Here is a 17,697-nt window from a genome sequence, read left to right as displayed (position 1 = left end):
TATGAAACTATTAAGTCCGATCAATTAGGGATATTTTAATATCGAACTCAGGTTATTAGTAATTTTTCTTGTAGACTAAATTTCATGGTTTACTGTATTGATATTTTAATTTTCTCTTTTAATGATCTGATTTTCGATTCGTTACTTAGCGAAAAAGTATTGGAATTTTTTTCTGTAAATTCTAAAAGTAATAAAGACTTTTCGTAATAACTTAAGCCATTCACTTTATCGCCTTTAGCAATATTCAATTCTGCCTCAGCAAAAAAGAGCTCCGATAATATCTTTAAATGACTATTTGTATAATTGTGTTTCGTAAGCAAATCTTCGGTAAGCTTTTCTTTTGGGAGATTTCTAAAAAAAGAAGCATCTTCTTTCAGAAAATCGCGATAAGCATTCTCAAGTAATTTATGAGCTTGCGACAAGTCTCCATTTTTAATTAAACCTAAAAGGAGAGCGATTAAATCAGCAATCATTTCAAGCATTCGCATGATAAAGTCTTTCTGGTACATAAATTTTATTTGAGTGATTTTGTTTTGTAATTGTAAAAATAATCAGAAAAGATTAAGAAGTATATTTAATTGCCGAATTGTTTTTTGTTAATCAGTTGTGTTTTTGTAAATTCGAATTTTGCAAATAGAATATACATGATTGTATTCAGTAGTTGAAATTAATTCATTAACGTTTTTTATTATGTCATATGTTGACCGGTGTCAGAAATTAAAATTGGCCTTTGATGGAGGAGAGTCAGAGTTTGACGGGATGGAATTTGGGGAGTATCAATTTCATTCTTTAGCACACGATATTTTACCTGGTAAAACCAATTATTATTGTGAAAGTCATAAGTTGGATCTTATCGAGAACTTGTTTGCCCAGAACGAAATTGGTGAAATACAGGACGATGTTCATATGGATGATGTTGTTGTTGAGGAAAATCAAAACTTCAGCTATAAGATATTAAAACCCAAAGGTATTAGTAAGATAAAAAGGCTGACGTTTATTTTTCATGGCTTTAATGAAAAAACGTGGGATAAATATTTGCCATGGGGACAAACTATTTGTGAGAAAACACAGAGTGCCGTTGTTTTTTTTCCAATCGCATTTCATATGCAGCGTGCACCAAAGCACTGGAGCGATAAAAAGGCAATGTTTGAATTGAGTAAAAAACGAAAAGCCCAATTTCCAAATATTATTGGTTCCTCATTATCGAATGTAGCCATCAGTATGCGACTTCATTCCATGCCACAAAGATTTATTTGGTCGGGTTTGCAGAGTTATTACGATATTATTCAATTTATTGAAGAGTGTAAAAGTGGTAAGCATGAATTAATTGATACAGATTTTAATTTTGATATTTTTGCTTACTCTATTGGAGGTTTTTTGGCTGAAATACTGAAGTTAACGAACCATAAAAATTATTTTAGCGAAACAAAATTGTGTTTATTTTGCAGTGGTGCCGTATTCAATCGCTTGTCTCCGGTTTCTAAATTTATTTTGGATAGTGAAGTTAATGTTACCTTGTATTCTTATTTGGTTGAGCATTTCAGCAGCTTTTTAAAGAAAGATAATCTTTTGCATCATTACATTGAAGAAGATCATTTGGAAGGAAAGGTATTTCATACTATGTTGGATTACAGGAATATGAGGCATTTTAGAGAAGCTTTATTTAAAAAAGCGGAAAATCAGATTTACGCGATTGCCTTAAAAGGAGATTCTGTTTTTCCGACTTACGAGATTGAAAACACCTTGAAAGGAGCTTCCAGAGATATTAATATTACTGTTGAAGAGCTTGATTTTCCATATTCGTATTCACATGAAAACCCATTCCCAATGAATAAGCAGGAATCGCAGAATGTTGAGGAAAGCTTAGATCTTGTTTTTAGTAAAGTTTGTGATTTTTTGAATCAGGAATAAGCCTGATTCAAATTAAATAAATCTTTTTTTATACATGTAGGCATGAAAAAAAATCAGATAAATTCCAGCGCTCTTCTAATAATCGACATGCAAAAAGGCTCGTTTACACCTGCAACTCCTCGTTATAATACAGAGGGAATTGTGAAGCGAATCAATCAATTAGCAGCTCGATTTCGTGAATATGGGAATCCTGTTATCTACATACAACACAATGGCTCGAAACAGAATTGTTTTGTGCCGAATACCGAAGAGTGGGAAATTCTGGATGAACTGAATATTGCTGAATCAGATTTGATTGTATATAAAAAGGCGAATGATTCTTTTTACGAGACCGACCTGGAGGAGAAATTGAAAGCACTAAGCGTGAGCGAATTGGTGATTACGGGGTGTGCGACTGATTTTTGTGTAGAATCTACAATTCAATCTGCATTGGTTAAGGATTTTAATATTACCGTAGTTAAAAATGCTCATACAACGGCGGATCGGCCTCATTTGTCTGCAGAGAAAGTGATTGAACATTACAATTGGATTTGGAGTGATATGATTCCTACCAAAGGGACAATTGAAGTGACGGAAGTTGAGAATATTTTGGCCGCTTTGTAATCGTTAATAAAATAGCCTTATTTGGTTTTTTTATTGATTGATAATTCGTGAATATTCGAAATCTATTAACGTCAAAACGATACTAAGGCCTCAAACAATATTTCAACGGGATGCAGGGCTTCACGTTCTGTTTCATCTTTTATCTGATGACGGCAGGAGGTTCCTGAAGCAGCTAACAATGTTGTCTTTGGAGTATTTCGAACCTCGGGTAGGAGCACTAATTCACCAACTTTTTTACTTAAATCGTAATGTTCTTTTTCGTAACCAAAGGATCCTGCCATGCCACAACACCCTGATTGTATCTCGGTTGCGCTATAATTTTCAGGAAAGCTTAATATCTCTTTTATGGGTAAGGATGAAGCGAGAGCTTTTTGGTAACAGTGTGTGTGAAATTTGATCTCTTTTTTTGCTGTGGTAAATTGTTCTTTTTTGATTCTGCCGTTTTTCATTTCCTGATGCAAAAACTCTTCAATGGTAAAGGTGTTTTTCGATAGTTTTTTAGCATCTTCTATCATATCCGGAGTTACCAACTCAGGATACTCATCACGAAAAGTAAGTATTGCTGATGGTTCAATTCCAATAAGCGGACATTCTTCCGTGATTAGATCTTTAAGCAGGTTCACGTTTTTTATTGCCAAGAATTTAGCCTTTTTCACCAATCCTTTCGATAAATAGGTTCTGCCACTTTCTTCATGATTTGGGATAATGACCTGATAATTCAGATGTTCAAGCAGTTGAATTGTTTTGATACCTATTGGAGTATCGTTGTAGTTTGTAAATTCATCAGCAAAGAGATATACTTTCTTTTTACTTGATTCCTTTTTCATGGATGAATACCATTTTCGAAGTGTTGTTTTGTGCAACTTGGGAATGCTTCTTTCTTCAGCAAAACCAAGATTCTTTTTTACTATTTTGCCTATTGTGGAATGTTGATTTACATAGTTGAACAGGCTGGGAGCATAACTACCCAATTTATTTATTTTAGTGATGTTGGCAATTAATCTACTTCTAAAAGGAACTGGATTTGAATTGTAGTATTGTTGTAAAAATTCTGCTTTTAGTTTGGCCATATCAACGCTCGACGGACATTCAGATTTACAAGCCTTGCACGATAAGCATAAATCCAATATGTCGTATAATTCCTTGTGATTGAATGGATTGATTTTGTTTGAATCGGTAAGAAATTCACGAAACAGATTGGCTCTTGCCCGGGTAGTTAGTTTTTCATCCAGTGTGGCCTGATAACTTGGACACATTCCCTTGCCCGTAATGTGGGTGTTTCTGCAATCGCCGGATCCGTTGCAACGTTCTGCAGCACGAACAATTCCCATGTCGTTGGAGAAATCGAAATAAGTTTGAATATTACGGGTTTTCTGATTGGGTTCATAACGCAAATGGGTATTCATTTTTGGCGTATCTACAATTTTACCGGGATTAAAGATATTTTTAGGATCCCAGCATTGTTTGATATCCCGTAAGAGCTGATAGTTTTGTTCTCCAATCATAATGGAAATAAATTCACCACGCAGTCTTCCATCACCATGCTCACCGCTCAACGAACCATTGTACTTTTTCACCAGTTTCGCAGAATCCAAACCAATGGCATGAAATTTTTCCTGATCCTTGGCATCTTTTAAATTCAATACGGGGCGCATGTGAATTTCACCGGTTCCAATATGTGCATGAAATACGCATTGAATCTCATGCTTTTTCATCAAATTCTTAAATTCGGCAATATAATCGTATAATATTTCAGGGGTTACTGAGGTGTCTTCAATTAAGGAAACTGGTTTGGCATCACCTTTCATATTCGATAAAATTCCCAGAGCTGACTTGCGTAAATCCCAAACTCGTGACATGTTATCTGCTCCTGAAACGATAGGGAAATGATAGCCAAGTTTTTTTTCTCGAAATTCAGCTTCCATTTCCCGGGCAATTTTATCAATTTCGTTTTTTGATTCTCTGGCAAACTCAATTATGAGTAATGCACCCGGATTTCCTTTCAAAAAGAATCGGTTTTTTGCTTGTGTAATATTTCCTTCGGTTAATTTCAGAATCTGATCATCCATTAATTCTACTGCACCCGGATGATATTTCAAGGCAATAAGATTGCCCTGGATGGCCTCTTCTAAATTTTCAAAATGAGCACAAATCAAAGCTTTTTCTTTTGGGGGAACAGGAATTAAGCTTAATTTTATTTCTGTTGTGAGAGCCAATGTTCCTTCTGATCCAGCTAAAAGCTGACTGAAATTAAAAGCTTTTCCCTCTGAATTGAAAGGAGAGGAGGACGCTAATATATCAATGGCATAACCTGTATTTCTTCTTTTTATTTTCGGATCGGGATATTCTTGTGTAATTGCTTCCTGATTTTCATCAGATGATAGAATACTTTTTATTTGCTGATACAACTTAGATTCCAAACCTTTATTTTCACTGCATTTAAGTTCAAATTCTTCATTGCTTAAGGAGGAGAAAACAACTTTACTACCATCGCTTAGCAGACAACTTACTTCAATAGTGTGATCGCGCGTACTTCCATAGATAATGGAATGCGATCCGCAGGAATTATTTCCCAGCATTCCGCCAAGCATACAACGACTGCTGGTAGAGGTTTCCGGACCAAAAAACAAACCGTAATCTTTCAAATACACGTTTAATTCATCGAGTATTACGCCTGGCTGAACACGAACCCATGCTTCCTCTTTGTTGACTTCAAGTATTTTAGTGAAATGTTTTGATATATCAACCACAATTCCATCACCAACAACCTGTCCTGCCAAAGAAGTTCCTGCAGCTCTTGGGATGAGTGATAAATTTTCGTCAGATGCAAATCGAATTAAATGTTGTAAGTCATCTTCGGTCTTGGGATAACAAACTGCCAGAGGAAGAACCTTATAAGCAGAAGCATCTGTTGCATAAATAAGGCGTGTAGTCATGTCACGATAAAGTTCGCCATCTATTTTTGCCTGAAGTTCCTCAAATAGTGCAGTTTGCTTCGTGTATTCCATAGAATTAGTGTGATTGTAGTGTTTGATTCTTGAAAACTGAAATTACATTTTTATTTTAAAATGCCAGCTTATTGAGAATGAATATTTATTAAAAAAATTAATTAAAAACTTTAAAATATTTTTGATTTAGGAATCTAAAGTTTACGTTTTATTCATACTTTTGCAAAGTCGAGATTACAAAACTGATTAAAATACTGAACATCAATGGACTTATTGCAGAGAATTAAGGAAAATGCACGTTTAAGTGGTAAAACAATTGTTTTACCTGAAGGAACAGAAGAGAGAACTTTACAAGCTACTGATATCCTTTTAAGTGAAAAAATCGCTAAGATCATACTGATCGGAAACCCTGACGAAATTGCTTCTGAGGCGACTCGCTTACATCTGAAAAATATCGGTGAGGCGATAATTGTTGATCCTAAAAAACATGACAAAATGGAGGCTTATGCTGAAATTTTAGTTGAATTGAGAAAGAGTAAAGGAATGACAATGGAAAAAGCCATGGTTTTGGTTCAGGATCCTTTGTATTTAGCAACCTTAATGATTAAAGCTGGTGATGCAGACGGCGAAGTTGCAGGTGCTTTAAATGCTACCGGTGATGTATTACGTCCGGCATTTCAGATTATAAAAACAATGCCGGGTATTTCTGTAGTATCAGGAGCTTTTATAATGATTTTAAAAGATAAAACATTTGGTGATAATGGAATGATGGTATTTGCTGATTGTGCAGTTCATCCTAATCCTACAGCGAGTGAATTGGCTGAAATTGCCGTAGCAACTGCAAAAACCACAAAAGCAATTGCTAAAATGGAACCTCGTGTAGCCATGTTAAGTTTCTCTACTATGGGATCTGGTAAGCATGAAATGGTTGATAAAGTAGTTGAAGCAACCCGCTTGGCAAAAGAAATGGCTCCGGAATTTCAAATTGATGGAGAATTGCAGGCTGATGCAGCTATTGTAGCAGCAATTGGAGCTCAGAAAGCTCCTAACAGTGCAGTTGCCGGAAGAGCTAATGTTTTGGTTTTCCCTACTCTCGAAGTTGGAAATATTGCTTATAAATTGGTTCAACGTTTGGCAGGAGCAGAGGCTGTAGGTCCTATCCTACAAGGAATGGCAGCTCCAATTAACGATCTGTCAAGAGGTTGTTCTGTTAGTGATATAGTAAACTTGGTTGCTATAACAGCGAATCAGGCTGCAGGATTATAATAAATCAAATATCAAACAAAATAAAAAAACAAAATTCTGATGAACGTTCTAGTTTTTAATTGTGGTAGTTCTTCCTTAAAATATCAGTTGTTGAGCATGGGTGAAGAAGCCACTTTGTTGGCAAAAGGTCTTGTAGAGAGAATTGGTCTTAAAGAAGGCGTTATTTCTCACAAACCAGAGGGGAAGAAGAAGTTCGAGTCGGTTCAGGATATTCCAAATCATGGAGTAGCAATCGACCTTGTACTAAAAGCACTGGTTCACCCTGAACATGGTGTTATTTCAAGTATTAAAGAAATAGATGCTGCTGGTCATCGTGTAGCCCATGGCGGTGAATATTTTAAAGATAGTACTTTTATTGATGCGAAGGCAAAAGAATTAATAGCATCGTGTTGTGAATTGGCACCACTTCATAATCCAGCTAATTTAGAAGGAATTCTTTCTATGGAAAAATTACTTCCCGGTATTCCTCAAGTTGCTGTTTTTGATACATCTTTTCACCAAACACTTCCACCAGAGGCATTCATGTACGGATTGCCATATGATTGTTACGAAACTCTTCGTGTTCGTAAATATGGTTTTCACGGAACAAGTCATAAATTTGTAGCTAACAAAGCATGCGAAATCTTAGGATGGAACATTGAGGATAAGAAAATTGTTAGCTGTCATTTGGGTAACGGAGCATCTGTTTGTGCAATTGAAGGTGGAAAATCTATTGAAACTTCGATGGGATTTACTCCAAACGAAGGTTTGTTAATGGGTACCCGTACAGGTAATCTTGATTTGGGTGCACTTCTTTATATTGCTGAAAAGAAAAATTTGTCGATTGATGAGACAAACAAACTGATTAACAAGCAAAGTGGATTGGCTGGAATTTCAGGTATTTCTTCAGACATGAGAGATTTAGAAGTGGCTGCCGAAGGAGGAAATAAAAGAGCTCAATTGGCTTTGGATATGTTTGCATATCGTGTGAAGCGTTTTATAGGTTCATATACTGCATCAATGGGAGGTGTTGATTTGGTTATATTTACAGGTGGAATTGGAGAAAACGATACAATTTCCCGTGCGAAAATTGCCGGTGATTTTGGTTACTTGGGTCTTGATTTTGATTTTGAAAAAAATGATGGTTTACGTGGTAAAGACGCAATTATTTCTAAAGAAGGATCGAAGGTGAAAGCCATGGTTATTACAACAAATGAAGAATTGGTTATTGCTTCAGATACTCAGCGTATTGTAAGTACATTGAATTAATTCCGAGAATATTTATAGAGAAAAGCCTTGTCGATCGACAAGGCTTTCTTTTTTTTTAATGTTGGGTTTTCATCCGTATTCCGGCATGAGGCTTACTAATATTGCTTATAGGACATAAAAGAATCGGTTACGGGCCATTTTTTTGAAACAAAAGATCACAATTATCGTTAAGACACAAGTATTCATGTAGTAAATATTATTATTGTACTGTAAATCGAAATCTATTCAATGATTAGAATATCTACTTTATCAGTTCTGTTTTTTCTTATTTTATTGTTGATCTTACATTCATTTTCTTCAGAAGGGCAGAGAACGAATTTTCGATTTTATCAATACAACAAAGAGAATAAACTAAATGAGGAATTGGTTAAATCCACTCAGCAGGATTCTTTGGGTGTATACTATTTCGCCACCGATGATGGAGTATTATTCCTGCAAAATGATCATTTTGTACCACTCATTTTACCAGAAGGGAAATCGAGCTATTTTAAAGAGTTGTTCAAGAGGAAGAATGGAGAACTTTTGGCTGTTTCTGATGATGCTGTTTATAAAATTAAAGGATCATTGGAAAAAGCAGAGCTGAAATTGTTTATTGAGTGCAATACCGATTCATCTAAACCCAAATACCCAAAGCATTTGTTTGAGGATCAGAAAAATGATTTATGGATTACGGATTATAATCATATTTACAGATATAAGGGAGATGCTGTTGAAAAATTCACGATGGATGAAAAAAACCTAACCTCATCTTATAACAGATCTTTTCAGTTTCTGGAGTGTGACAATGGAAATTTGATTGTAGTTTCTCAAAAGGGATGGTTTTATGATTTTGATTCTCAAAACAATGCATTTACCGAGTCAGATTTCAATCTGAATCTAATCATTCATTCTTCTTTTAAAATCGGAGCCAATGAATTTTTACTGGGCACTTCTGAAGGTATTATTAAAATAGTGTTTGATTCTCAAGCCAAAGTGATTAGGAAAGATGTGATCACAGAGAATATTATGGCATCTTGTTTCGAAAGGATTTCTGATAATAAAATAATAATCGGAACATGGTTTCAAGGTCTGGCGGAGCTTGATATTGCTGATAAGTATTCTGTGTCCAATGTTGGTGGTTTCCCTTATTTTACGGTTAATGATATCTATTTGGATGATTTTGGAAAATATTGGGTATCTACAAATTCCGGAGCATTGCTTATGGAAAAGAAGTTCTTTTCTTATCAATTTCAATCTTCGAATTCGGAATATATTGCATCTATTGATCTTTCTGATGATGGAAATGTAATTTTTGCCGGTACAACGGGTCTTTTCAAGGTGAATGATAAAAAAGACATTGAGAGGCTGCCAGTCAATTTTGAGGGATCGCTGCATGTTTTTAAGTGTTTGGGAGATCTAAAACTAATCGGCACTGAGCAAGGTCGGTTAATTGTTTTTAAAGATGAAGATTTACTTTTAGATATAGCCATTTCAAATCAGGCAGTTACCAGTATTCAGATTTCTTCGGAACAAATTGCCTGGGTAGTTGCCAACAAAGAATTATTTAAGGTTAATTTAACGACAGGTCAGGTGAAGAGTTATCTTGATTCATTTCGGGGACAACGCATCGTACAGGATATTTACTTAGACTCAAAAAAGAATCTTTATATAGGCGGGGAGTTTAAGCACTCCTATTTGTTTAAATATGATCTTGCCAAAGATGAGATTATGAATATCAGCAAACCAATTTCATTCGCCATTGGCGAAGATTTTTGGGTGATTGATCTTGAGATGGATAAGGATGTGCTGTATATGTGCACTTCGGAAGGTTTGCTGCAATACACCGAAAATATTGTTGAGAGAGTTGATTTAGGAGAAATATCAAATAGTGAAGTTAATTCTGTTGCAATTGATAAACAAAATTCAATATGGCTGACGACAAGCAAAGGAGTAGTTCGTAAACGAAAAGCAGATATTTCCTTGTTTGCACCAGAGCAAGGTTTGCCTTCAAAAACATTTATAAACCGAAGCTTACTGGTTGATTCTAAAAATTATTTATGGGTTGGAACTTCTAATGGTATTGCTTTTGCATCGATATCAGATTCTATTCTGCCTACTCCTATGCCTTTAGTATATTCTGCGGATAACGAAGGGGAGCTTATTCTTCAAAATAATTCTGTTTCGATGATCGCTAACTCAATGTTATTATTGGATGTTGCAGCCAGTATTTATCCACAGAAACAAAATAAATTTCAATATTGTACAATTAAAGCCTCTGCAAAAAAACTTGATTGGAAAGAACTATCTGCAAAAAATCAGATTTTACTATCCGATTTACAAGCTGGAGAGTATAAAATTTTTGTTCGTGGAAAACATGAAGGAAATTATGCCTGGAGCGAATGCCGGATTATTCCACTTGTAGTAAAACAGCTATGGTATTTAAGCTGGTATACTATTTTCACCGTATTTTTAATCATATCATTTCTGATTTATTTAACGAATGAATACAGCAGAAGAAGAGCAAAAAAGAATTTGTTAGCACTCGAGAAGATTGTTTCTGACAGAACAATTCAGCTGCAAAATGCAAATGAGAGTTTATCGACTGCGAATATTGCAAAAGATAAATTTCTATCGATAATTGCTCACGATCTAAGGAATCCGTTTAATGCCATTCGCGGGTTTTCAAGGATTCTGATAAAGGATGCTGATATTTTGACGGAAGAAGAAAAAAATGAGCTGATTGAGATCATATACAGAAGTTCTGATGACACATTTAAGCTTTTGGAAAGTTTATTGGAATGGGCCAATGTTCGGAAGGGAAATTTTAAATTAAATGTGGAAGAGTTTGATTTGAAATCTCTTTTGGAGAAGAATCTGAGTATTCATAAGAGTTTGGGATTGTTAAAAGGGCTTGACATAAAGGGCGAATTTGATCATGTAAATGTGAAAGCAGACAAAGCGATGATAGATACTGTGATTCGAAATTTAATGTCAAATGCAATGAAATTTTCATTTTCCGGTCAAACAATTGCATTAAGTTTGAATAGTACGAATGGTTTTGTTGTGATTAAGGTTTCTGATCAGGGAATTGGAATGACAGAAAAGCAATTGGAACAACTATTTAAAATTGATACTGTTTTTACCAGCGAAGGTACTGCAAATGAATCGGGCACAGGATTTGGACTAATGCTTTGCAAAGAATTTGTAGAATTAAATGGGGGTGAAATTTGGGCGGAGAGTGTAAAAGATAAAGGGACAAGTTTCTTTTTCTCGATTCCTAAAATAAAATAACTGAAATCCAGGAAATCCTTTCTTGTGTTCCGATAAAATTGCAATCTGCAATAATAATACCTGCAAAAGATAATATTTGTAGGTTTTAATGTCTGTTTCTGATGCTATTCGTAATTATTTCCTATTTTTGCCTTACACTTAAACAATAAGGATTTAATTTCCTGAAACACATTCACTAAAAAAATATTGAAGATGATTACACGTTTGGATCAAATCATAGATGTTCTTAAAAACAGCGAAAAGAAGCGTTTGGTAGCTGCTTATGCGAACGATTCTCATACGATAGGAGCTGTTTACGATGCTATTCAGCACGGAATTGTAGATGCTACCTTGGTTGGCGACAGAGAAACCATTGAAAAAATTTGTGCGGAATACAATTTTGACATTAGCAGTTTTACTATTGTGCATGAGCCGGATGAATTGAAAGCTGCTCATAAGGCCGTTGAGTTAATTAATAACGGCGAAGGTGATATGATTATGAAAGGTATGGTAAGTACTGACAAGTACATGAAGGCAATTTTAAACAAAGATACCGGATTAATGCCTCCAAAAGCAGTATTAAGTCACGTTACTGTAATGGAGAATCCGAATTACCACAAATTGCTGGTAGTAAGCGATGTTGCCGTTATTCCTCAGCCCGATTTAGATCAGAAAATTGCTTTAACAAACTATGTAATAAATGTAGCACGTGCCTTGGGTATCGATAAACCAAAGGTTGCCTTAATAGCGGCAACAGAACAAGTATTGCCTAAAATGCAGGCGTGTGTCGATGCAGCCATCATTTCGAAAATGGCAGACCGCGGTCAAATTAAAAATGCTTATGTTGACGGCCCTTTGGCCATTGATGTTGCTATTGATAAAGAATCAGCAGAGATTAAGAAATTAGATTCGATGGTTGCCGGTGATGCCGATTGTATGGTATTTCCAAACATTGAAGCGGGTAATGTATTTTACAAGGTGAACACCAAAATGGTAAATGCTGAGCTGGGAGCTATGGTTGTTGGTGCCAAATGTCCGGCAATTCTTTCTTCCCGCGGCGATAGCGTAAAAACCAAATTGTATTCTATTGCTTTGGCGGCTTTGGTGGCTTCAAAATAAGTTACAGGTGTCAGGTATCAAGAGCTGCGTCTCGTCTTGATTCCTGATGTTTTTCTTACATCTTATATCTCGCTTCTCAAATTTTAAAAATATGTCCCCAATACGTTCTCTCGATCAAATGGTCGAACATCTTCGCGAAAGCGGAAAGAAAAAGAAAATTGCTGTTGCGTATGCGCAGGATCCAAATACCATTGGCGCAATTGCCAAGGCCATAGCTGAAGGTTTTGTAGAGGCTGTTATGATTGGCGACGAAGCTGAAATCAGAAATAAGGCCAAAGAGGAAGGAATTAATCCGGATATATTCACTATTGTTCATATTCCCAACGATGTGGCTGCAACTGCAGAAGCCGTTCGCATGGCGCGTGCCGATGAGGTGGATGTGGTGATGAAAGGTTTGGTAGGTACCGATAAATTTCTGAAAGCAGTCTTAAACAAGGAACATGGTTTGTTGCCGCCAAAAGCAGTAATGAGCTACGTTTGTGCATTGGATTTACCCAAATACAACAAGCTTTTGTTTGTTTCGGATACAGCCGTATTGCCTTTTCCTGATTTGAATCAGAAAATTGCTATGGTGAACTATTCGGTAAAAATGGCTCGAAAATTCGGAATCGAAAAACCCAAAGTGGCCTTGATATCGGCAACAGAGAAACCAAATACAGCATTTCCGTCGAGCATCGACGATAGCATTATTTGCAAAATGGCCGATCGTGGTCAGATAAAAGATTGCATTGTTGATGGACCATTGGATGTGTTTTTGGCTTGCGATCCTGCTTCAGTAGAAATCAAAGGAATTCCAACTCCAATTAAGGGTGAGGCTGATTGTCTGGTGTTTCCATCATTGGAAGCATGCAACTCTTTTTACAAAGGATTAATGCTGTTTGCAGGTGGCGAACTGGCAGGTTTAATTCAGGGAACGACAAAACCGGTTGTAGTGATGTCGCGAAGCGAAAGTGAAAAATCGAAATTCTATTGCATTGCACTGTCTGTTTTAATGGCGGATTAATGCAATTGATAATTATCAATTTATAATGAATAATTGAAGAGGCGCGATGTATCGTGTCTCTTTTTTTTAGCCTGTCAGCGGTTCTTCACCCTGGCAGCGCTGTAATTAAATAACCAGTAAATTGGTCTCTTTTTTTGTGACTAAAGAATCTTAACCACAAACTCTGTGTTACTCCGTGTTCTTTGTGGTGTAAAATAATCGGTGAAGCCCAAAGAATTTTAATGACGAAGGAATTGAAGTAGCTCTTAAGGAGGCAGAAAGGAAAAAATAATTATACCTCAGAGGCATAGAGAAGAACAAGATAGCTTATGCTATTTCATAACTCATAATTCAATTCCTATCTTTACCAAATGACAAAAGCAAAACCATATTGCCTGATGCCCTGGATACATTATCATGTAGGAAATGCTGGGCGAATAAAAGCCTGTTGCGTTGCCAATATTCCTTACGGAGATTGTACTACTCAGTCTTTTACTGAAATATGGAATGGCGATGCCATAAACGAATTAAGAGCGAAGTTTGCCAAAGGAGAAAAAGATTCCCGCTGTGCAGTTTGTCATCGATTAGAGGAAGCAGGAGGGAAGAGCATACGACAGGAAACACACGAAAAGTTTGGGGCCGACTATCAGGATAAGAAAACGAACTTGCCTTTTACTTTTGATATCCGATTTTCGAATGCTTGTAATTTTGCCTGTCGCACCTGCTGGCATGGTGCCAGCTCAGGATGGTTTCCCGAAGCCAAACAAATGAAACGTAATTTAGGAGAGAAGGCTGTATTGCAGAATATTCAGGACTTTGATGCTTTTATTGCAGAAACAGGTGAAGCTTTGCTGCAGGCCAAAGAAATTTACTTTGCAGGTGGCGAACCCTTGGTTACCAAAGAACATTACCTCTTGCTCGATTGGCTGGTGAAAAATAAAGCCACACAAATCCATTTGCGGTACAACACCAACTTTTCTCTTTTGCAAAAGGGAGAGTATAAAGTATTGGATTACTGGAAACATTTTACGAAAGTAGAAATATTGGCCAGCATTGATGCACATGGCAAATTGGGTGAGTACATCCGAAAAGGATTTAATTGGGAACAATTTTTGGCGAACAGAGAGCAAATTCGCATTTACAAAAACATTCGCTTTTTAATTGCCCCAACCATTTCGGTTTTCTCAATCCTGAATCTGCCTGCCTTGTACCAAATTTGTCTGCTCGAGCAGATTATTGAAGCCGATGGCCTCTACATTAACATGCTCGACCGTCCCTTGCATTACAACACTAAAGCGTTGCCCGAAAGCAGCAAACAAAAGGTGCTTGCAGTCTTTCATCAATTTTACCAATGGGCAGCCAAAAAGCAGATTCCCCAATCGGTTACCAATCAATTTAAAGAATGCGAAGTTTATATGCTAAGCGATGATCTTTCGAAACAATGGAAGAATTTCGAGAAGGAAACGGCGCTTTTTGATGAGATGAGGGGAGAGAGCCTTGATGAGGTGCTGATTAGAACTTACGAATTCTGAGAATGAAGACACAATCCAGAAGTGTGTCAATGAGATTATTTCATAAAACAGTCTGAAAGGTTTACTATCATTGTCATTTTGAGTTTGTCGAAAAATCTTCAGCTGTGAACAGCAGATGTTTTGATATTGCTCATTTCCCCTTGTGCCTTATTTATGCTTTTCCATCACTTTGTCAAATCGGCTGTCCATACAAACACTGATATCGGTGGTTATGAATTTCCCATTGTAAAACAGACTGAAAATTGTTGCGGGGGTTGGTGCAGATTGAGCCAGTTCCATACTGTCCAGTTGAATAATTTTTAACGGCAAGTTTCTTTTTTTTGCTGTTTCAACCATCGAATTTCTTACGTGATACTCTGAGAACGGACAACGATTTGAATAGTAAACCACTAATCCATTTTTATCAATCATGTTGTTGCTTTTTACAGAATCTTTAAATTTTGGATTGTCAGCCTTGGGGTTTATCTTTTTCACCAATAAACTAAATCCGGAAGGCAGCTCATCAAAAGTTTCAAATCCTTGCTTTAAGAGCCATTTAGTATCGCTCATAAAGTGAAATTTTTTCGTTCCAACAACTGTAACCAAACCGTTTTTACCTTGTGATTCAGCATCTTTAAGGGCGAGTCTTACTAATTCTTTTCCGTACCCCTTACCTTTGTATTGGCCCGAAACCCAAAAACAGTTTACCAACAAGTAATTTGCGGCTTCAATGGGAACCCATCCTTTTTCGGCGGGGCCATACTCGATAAAGACTTTCGCTCTTGCATCAATTCTTCGGAATACGTATTCGTTGTCGAATTCCTTTTTCAGCCAGTCTTTTTTTAATTCGTAACTGTCTTTGCATTTTTTGTCTGAGATTGCACAACAAATATGTTCCTTGTCAATATTTGATTGATTAAGTGTAATAATTTTTTCCATTTTTCTTATTTCGCTTGCATGCTTTTACCAAACATGAAAATGATTCATTCAATAGAGTCTGTGAGTATTACTTTTACCCGGTAGTGAATTGTCGGGCAGCTTACCTCAGCCATAATTTTATTCCTCCTTATGCTTACCAATAGTGATTGGTGTGCCTTTAATTCCCGCGTAAAAAACAATGATCTCGGCAGGTACACTGCCCTCGTTTTTCCCGTAATGCCATTGGTTTACTAATTCAACAATGGATTCACCAGCCTTAAGGTGAAGCGTGTCGTTGGTCTCACTAATTACAGTTAATTCCCCTTTTAATAAAACACCCGCGTTAATTTCAGGATGTTTATGCAGCTCCAGCTTTGTTTTGGGTGGAATAGTTATTTTCAAAATAGTTACTTCTGCATTGCCATCGAGATATTTTGGAAGGGGTGTACCATTCCAGCTTTCAGATGTTTTGCTTAAAGTAATAACTTCGGTCTTGCCTGTTTCACTGGTATTGCAAGCAAACAGCAGCAGGCTTGAGAAAGAAAACAGGATCAGTAATTTTTTCATTTTAAATAGTTTGTTGATTCAAAATTGTATGTAAAGGCTTCGATTCATGATCTACAAGGGAAGTCTGACAGTCTTGCTAAATTTCAGAGAGTCGACTTCTCAAACTGCCAACCTCAGCGCGATGCAACACGATACATTGTGCGGGATTGGGGACATTAGGTTATCAGTTGACCTAAGATTGAATTGACTGCATAATAAGAGCCGTATGAAACGAAGTTCGGCGAAGCCAATTGAGAGATTCACGTACGGTTCTGTGAGAAGTTAGGGGTGAAATTCCCCTAGCTTACTCGACTGTAGCCAGTTTTTCAACTATTTATCTTTCGGAAAGCAATATTTTAAAGAATGCTCTAATGTTTCGTTGAAATATTGCCAATTATGATTTCCTTCCAACTCATTAAACTCTATATCATAATCTAAATCCTTTAGTATTTTGTAATATCTTCTGTTATCATTTAATAAGAAATCATCTTTACCACAAGATAAATAAATACGCGGTTTATTAGTTTTCTTTGAAAGTCTTCTTGCAAGTTCAATGACATCATCTTTAGAATTCCACTGTATGTCTTCTCCAAATATTGCTTGAAAATCATTGAACAATGATTCTCCATATAACTCCCGAAATTTTAAAGCTCCATTTGAACGTTCTAAATCATCTTTTAAAAACAGACAAGGAGATGAAAACGCACAGCAAGTATTATAATTTTCAGGTTTTGAAAGCGCACATTTTAATGCTCCATAACCACCCATTGAAGCTCCAATAATATATGTGTCTTTTTTCTCTTGTGAGATATTAAAAGTTTTTTTACATATTTGAGGCAATTCTTCTGTTATGTAAGTGAAATAGTTAAGTCCAAATTTCATGTCAGAATAAAAACTTCTGGCAACTTCTGGCATTATAAAAATAGCATTATATTCTTTTGCAAAAACAGGTAACATCGTATAATCTATCCAATCTCCACTTCTTCCACACAATCCGTGTAAAAGATATATGACTCGATATGGGGCGCTGTCCTTATTGTCTGAAGATAGAATAGAAATACTTGTTTCCATTTCTAATTCTTGAGAAAATAGATTTCCTTTTAGTATCATTTAATTATTGTTAATTGCTTCAACATTGGTTGTTTGTTTAAATTGGCTACAACGGTCTTGCTAAGTTTCGTGGGCGATTAAAAGAGTAATCTTATCAATGCGCCAAGTAAGCAAGCCGATTAAATTTACTTATTTATAGTAGGAGCAAGGCCAAATTTTATTGGCTTGCTGGTGTTTATTAATTGCACTAAACTTTCAAACTGCTTATCAACGCCCATGACAATTTAGCTTTTGTGTGTGCCCTGCATGAGCATGATCACACCCACCGAAAGGTTGTTGAAAATGT

General features: G+C 36.2%; 13 protein-coding genes. 8 read left to right on the top strand and 5 right to left on the bottom strand.

Annotated features, from left to right (window positions below):
* Positions 1-89: 89 nt before the first annotated feature.
* The gene (locus QUH73_RS20035) at positions 90-509 is read right to left on the bottom strand and encodes a hypothetical protein (RefSeq protein ID WP_289532226.1); all 420 of its coding nucleotides are present in this window, start codon (positions 507-509) and stop codon (positions 90-92) included.
* Positions 510-690: 181 nt separating this feature from the next.
* Between QUH73_RS20035 and QUH73_RS20030 the strand changes: the two genes are divergently transcribed.
* Positions 691-1,911 carry a DUF6051 family protein gene (locus tag QUH73_RS20030; RefSeq protein ID WP_289532225.1) on the top strand — a complete coding sequence of 407 codons (1,221 nt, stop codon included), beginning with the start codon at positions 691-693 and terminating at the stop codon, positions 1,909-1,911.
* Positions 1,912-1,953: 42 nt separating this feature from the next.
* Positions 1,954-2,514: a cysteine hydrolase family protein gene (locus QUH73_RS20025; RefSeq protein WP_289532224.1), complete on the top strand. Its 561-nt coding sequence runs from the start codon at positions 1,954-1,956 to the stop codon at positions 2,512-2,514.
* Positions 2,515-2,585: 71 nt separating this feature from the next.
* On the opposite strand, the gene QUH73_RS20020 is transcribed toward QUH73_RS20025, so the two are convergent.
* Positions 2,586-5,522, bottom strand: coding sequence for an FAD-binding and (Fe-S)-binding domain-containing protein (locus QUH73_RS20020; protein WP_289532223.1), 2,937 nt, complete (start codon positions 5,520-5,522; stop codon positions 2,586-2,588).
* Between the two features lie 204 nt (positions 5,523-5,726).
* Here QUH73_RS20020 and pta point away from each other — a divergent pair, with 204 nt between their 5' ends.
* From pta to QUH73_RS19990, 6 genes are all read left to right on the top strand, one after another.
* Positions 5,727-6,728 carry a phosphate acetyltransferase gene (gene pta / locus QUH73_RS20015; protein ID WP_289532222.1) on the top strand — a complete coding sequence of 334 codons (1,002 nt, stop codon included), beginning with the start codon at positions 5,727-5,729 and terminating at the stop codon, positions 6,726-6,728.
* A 39-nt stretch (positions 6,729-6,767) separates the two neighbouring features.
* A complete protein-coding gene (locus tag QUH73_RS20010; RefSeq protein ID WP_289532221.1) occupies positions 6,768-7,976 on the top strand; it encodes an acetate/propionate family kinase in 1,209 nt (402 codons plus the stop codon).
* Between the two features lie 228 nt (positions 7,977-8,204).
* Complete coding sequence (locus QUH73_RS20005) at positions 8,205-11,246, top strand: sensor histidine kinase (protein ID WP_289532220.1); 3,042 nt, start codon at positions 8,205-8,207, stop codon at positions 11,244-11,246.
* A 192-nt stretch (positions 11,247-11,438) separates the two neighbouring features.
* Positions 11,439-12,344 carry a bifunctional enoyl-CoA hydratase/phosphate acetyltransferase gene (locus tag QUH73_RS20000; protein ID WP_289532219.1) on the top strand — a complete coding sequence of 302 codons (906 nt, stop codon included), beginning with the start codon at positions 11,439-11,441 and terminating at the stop codon, positions 12,342-12,344.
* Positions 12,345-12,435: 91 nt separating this feature from the next.
* Positions 12,436-13,347 carry a phosphate acyltransferase gene (locus QUH73_RS19995; RefSeq protein ID WP_289532218.1) on the top strand — a complete coding sequence of 304 codons (912 nt, stop codon included), beginning with the start codon at positions 12,436-12,438 and terminating at the stop codon, positions 13,345-13,347.
* Positions 13,348-13,724: 377 nt separating this feature from the next.
* A complete protein-coding gene (locus tag QUH73_RS19990; protein ID WP_289532217.1) occupies positions 13,725-14,858 on the top strand; it encodes a twitch domain-containing radical SAM protein in 1,134 nt (377 codons plus the stop codon).
* A 147-nt stretch (positions 14,859-15,005) separates the two neighbouring features.
* Here QUH73_RS19990 and QUH73_RS19985 read toward each other — a convergent pair whose 3' ends face one another.
* The 3 genes from QUH73_RS19985 to QUH73_RS19975 all read right to left on the bottom strand — a co-directional run bounded on the left by QUH73_RS19985 (position 15,006) and on the right by QUH73_RS19975 (position 17,411).
* Positions 15,006-15,776 carry an N-acetyltransferase gene (locus QUH73_RS19985; protein WP_289532216.1) on the bottom strand — a complete coding sequence of 257 codons (771 nt, stop codon included), beginning with the start codon at positions 15,774-15,776 and terminating at the stop codon, positions 15,006-15,008.
* A gap of 117 nt (positions 15,777-15,893) precedes the next feature.
* Positions 15,894-16,322 carry a cupin domain-containing protein gene (locus QUH73_RS19980; protein WP_289532215.1) on the bottom strand — a complete coding sequence of 143 codons (429 nt, stop codon included), beginning with the start codon at positions 16,320-16,322 and terminating at the stop codon, positions 15,894-15,896.
* Between the two features lie 309 nt (positions 16,323-16,631).
* A complete protein-coding gene (locus QUH73_RS19975) occupies positions 16,632-17,411 on the bottom strand; it encodes an alpha/beta hydrolase (protein ID WP_289532214.1) in 780 nt (259 codons plus the stop codon).
* Between the last annotated feature and the right edge of the window lie 286 nt (positions 17,412-17,697).

The sequence above is a fragment of the Labilibaculum sp. K2S genome, assembly GCF_030372765.1.
In the GTDB taxonomy this organism is placed as follows: domain Bacteria; phylum Bacteroidota; class Bacteroidia; order Bacteroidales; family Marinifilaceae; genus Labilibaculum.
The sequence above is the reverse complement of the archived record's forward strand: the minus strand, read 5'-3'. Positions and strand labels throughout refer to the sequence as shown.

Excerpts from the sequence above, each read along its gene's own strand:
- QUH73_RS19985 (WP_289532216.1), bottom strand. The coding sequence starts at position 15,776 with ATGGAAAAAATTATTACACTTAATCAATCAAATATTGACAAGGAACAT.
- QUH73_RS20005 (WP_289532220.1), top strand. The coding sequence starts at position 8,205 with ATGATTAGAATATCTACTTTATCAGTTCTGTTTTTTCTTATTTTATTG.
- QUH73_RS19995 (WP_289532218.1), top strand. The coding sequence starts at position 12,436 with ATGTCCCCAATACGTTCTCTCGATCAAATGGTCGAACATCTTCGCGAA.
- QUH73_RS20020 (WP_289532223.1), bottom strand. The coding sequence starts at position 5,522 with ATGGAATACACGAAGCAAACTGCACTATTTGAGGAACTTCAGGCAAAA.
- QUH73_RS19990 (WP_289532217.1), top strand. The coding sequence starts at position 13,725 with ATGCCCTGGATACATTATCATGTAGGAAATGCTGGGCGAATAAAAGCC.
- QUH73_RS20030 (WP_289532225.1), top strand. The coding sequence starts at position 691 with ATGTCATATGTTGACCGGTGTCAGAAATTAAAATTGGCCTTTGATGGA.
- QUH73_RS19975 (WP_289532214.1), bottom strand. The coding sequence starts at position 17,411 with ATGATACTAAAAGGAAATCTATTTTCTCAAGAATTAGAAATGGAAACA.
- QUH73_RS20010 (WP_289532221.1), top strand. The coding sequence starts at position 6,768 with ATGAACGTTCTAGTTTTTAATTGTGGTAGTTCTTCCTTAAAATATCAG.
- QUH73_RS20000 (WP_289532219.1), top strand. The coding sequence starts at position 11,439 with ATGATTACACGTTTGGATCAAATCATAGATGTTCTTAAAAACAGCGAA.
- QUH73_RS20035 (WP_289532226.1), bottom strand. The coding sequence starts at position 509 with ATGTACCAGAAAGACTTTATCATGCGAATGCTTGAAATGATTGCTGAT.
- QUH73_RS19980 (WP_289532215.1), bottom strand. The coding sequence starts at position 16,322 with ATGAAAAAATTACTGATCCTGTTTTCTTTCTCAAGCCTGCTGCTGTTT.
- QUH73_RS20025 (WP_289532224.1), top strand. The coding sequence starts at position 1,954 with ATGAAAAAAAATCAGATAAATTCCAGCGCTCTTCTAATAATCGACATG.
- pta (WP_289532222.1), top strand. The coding sequence starts at position 5,727 with ATGGACTTATTGCAGAGAATTAAGGAAAATGCACGTTTAAGTGGTAAA.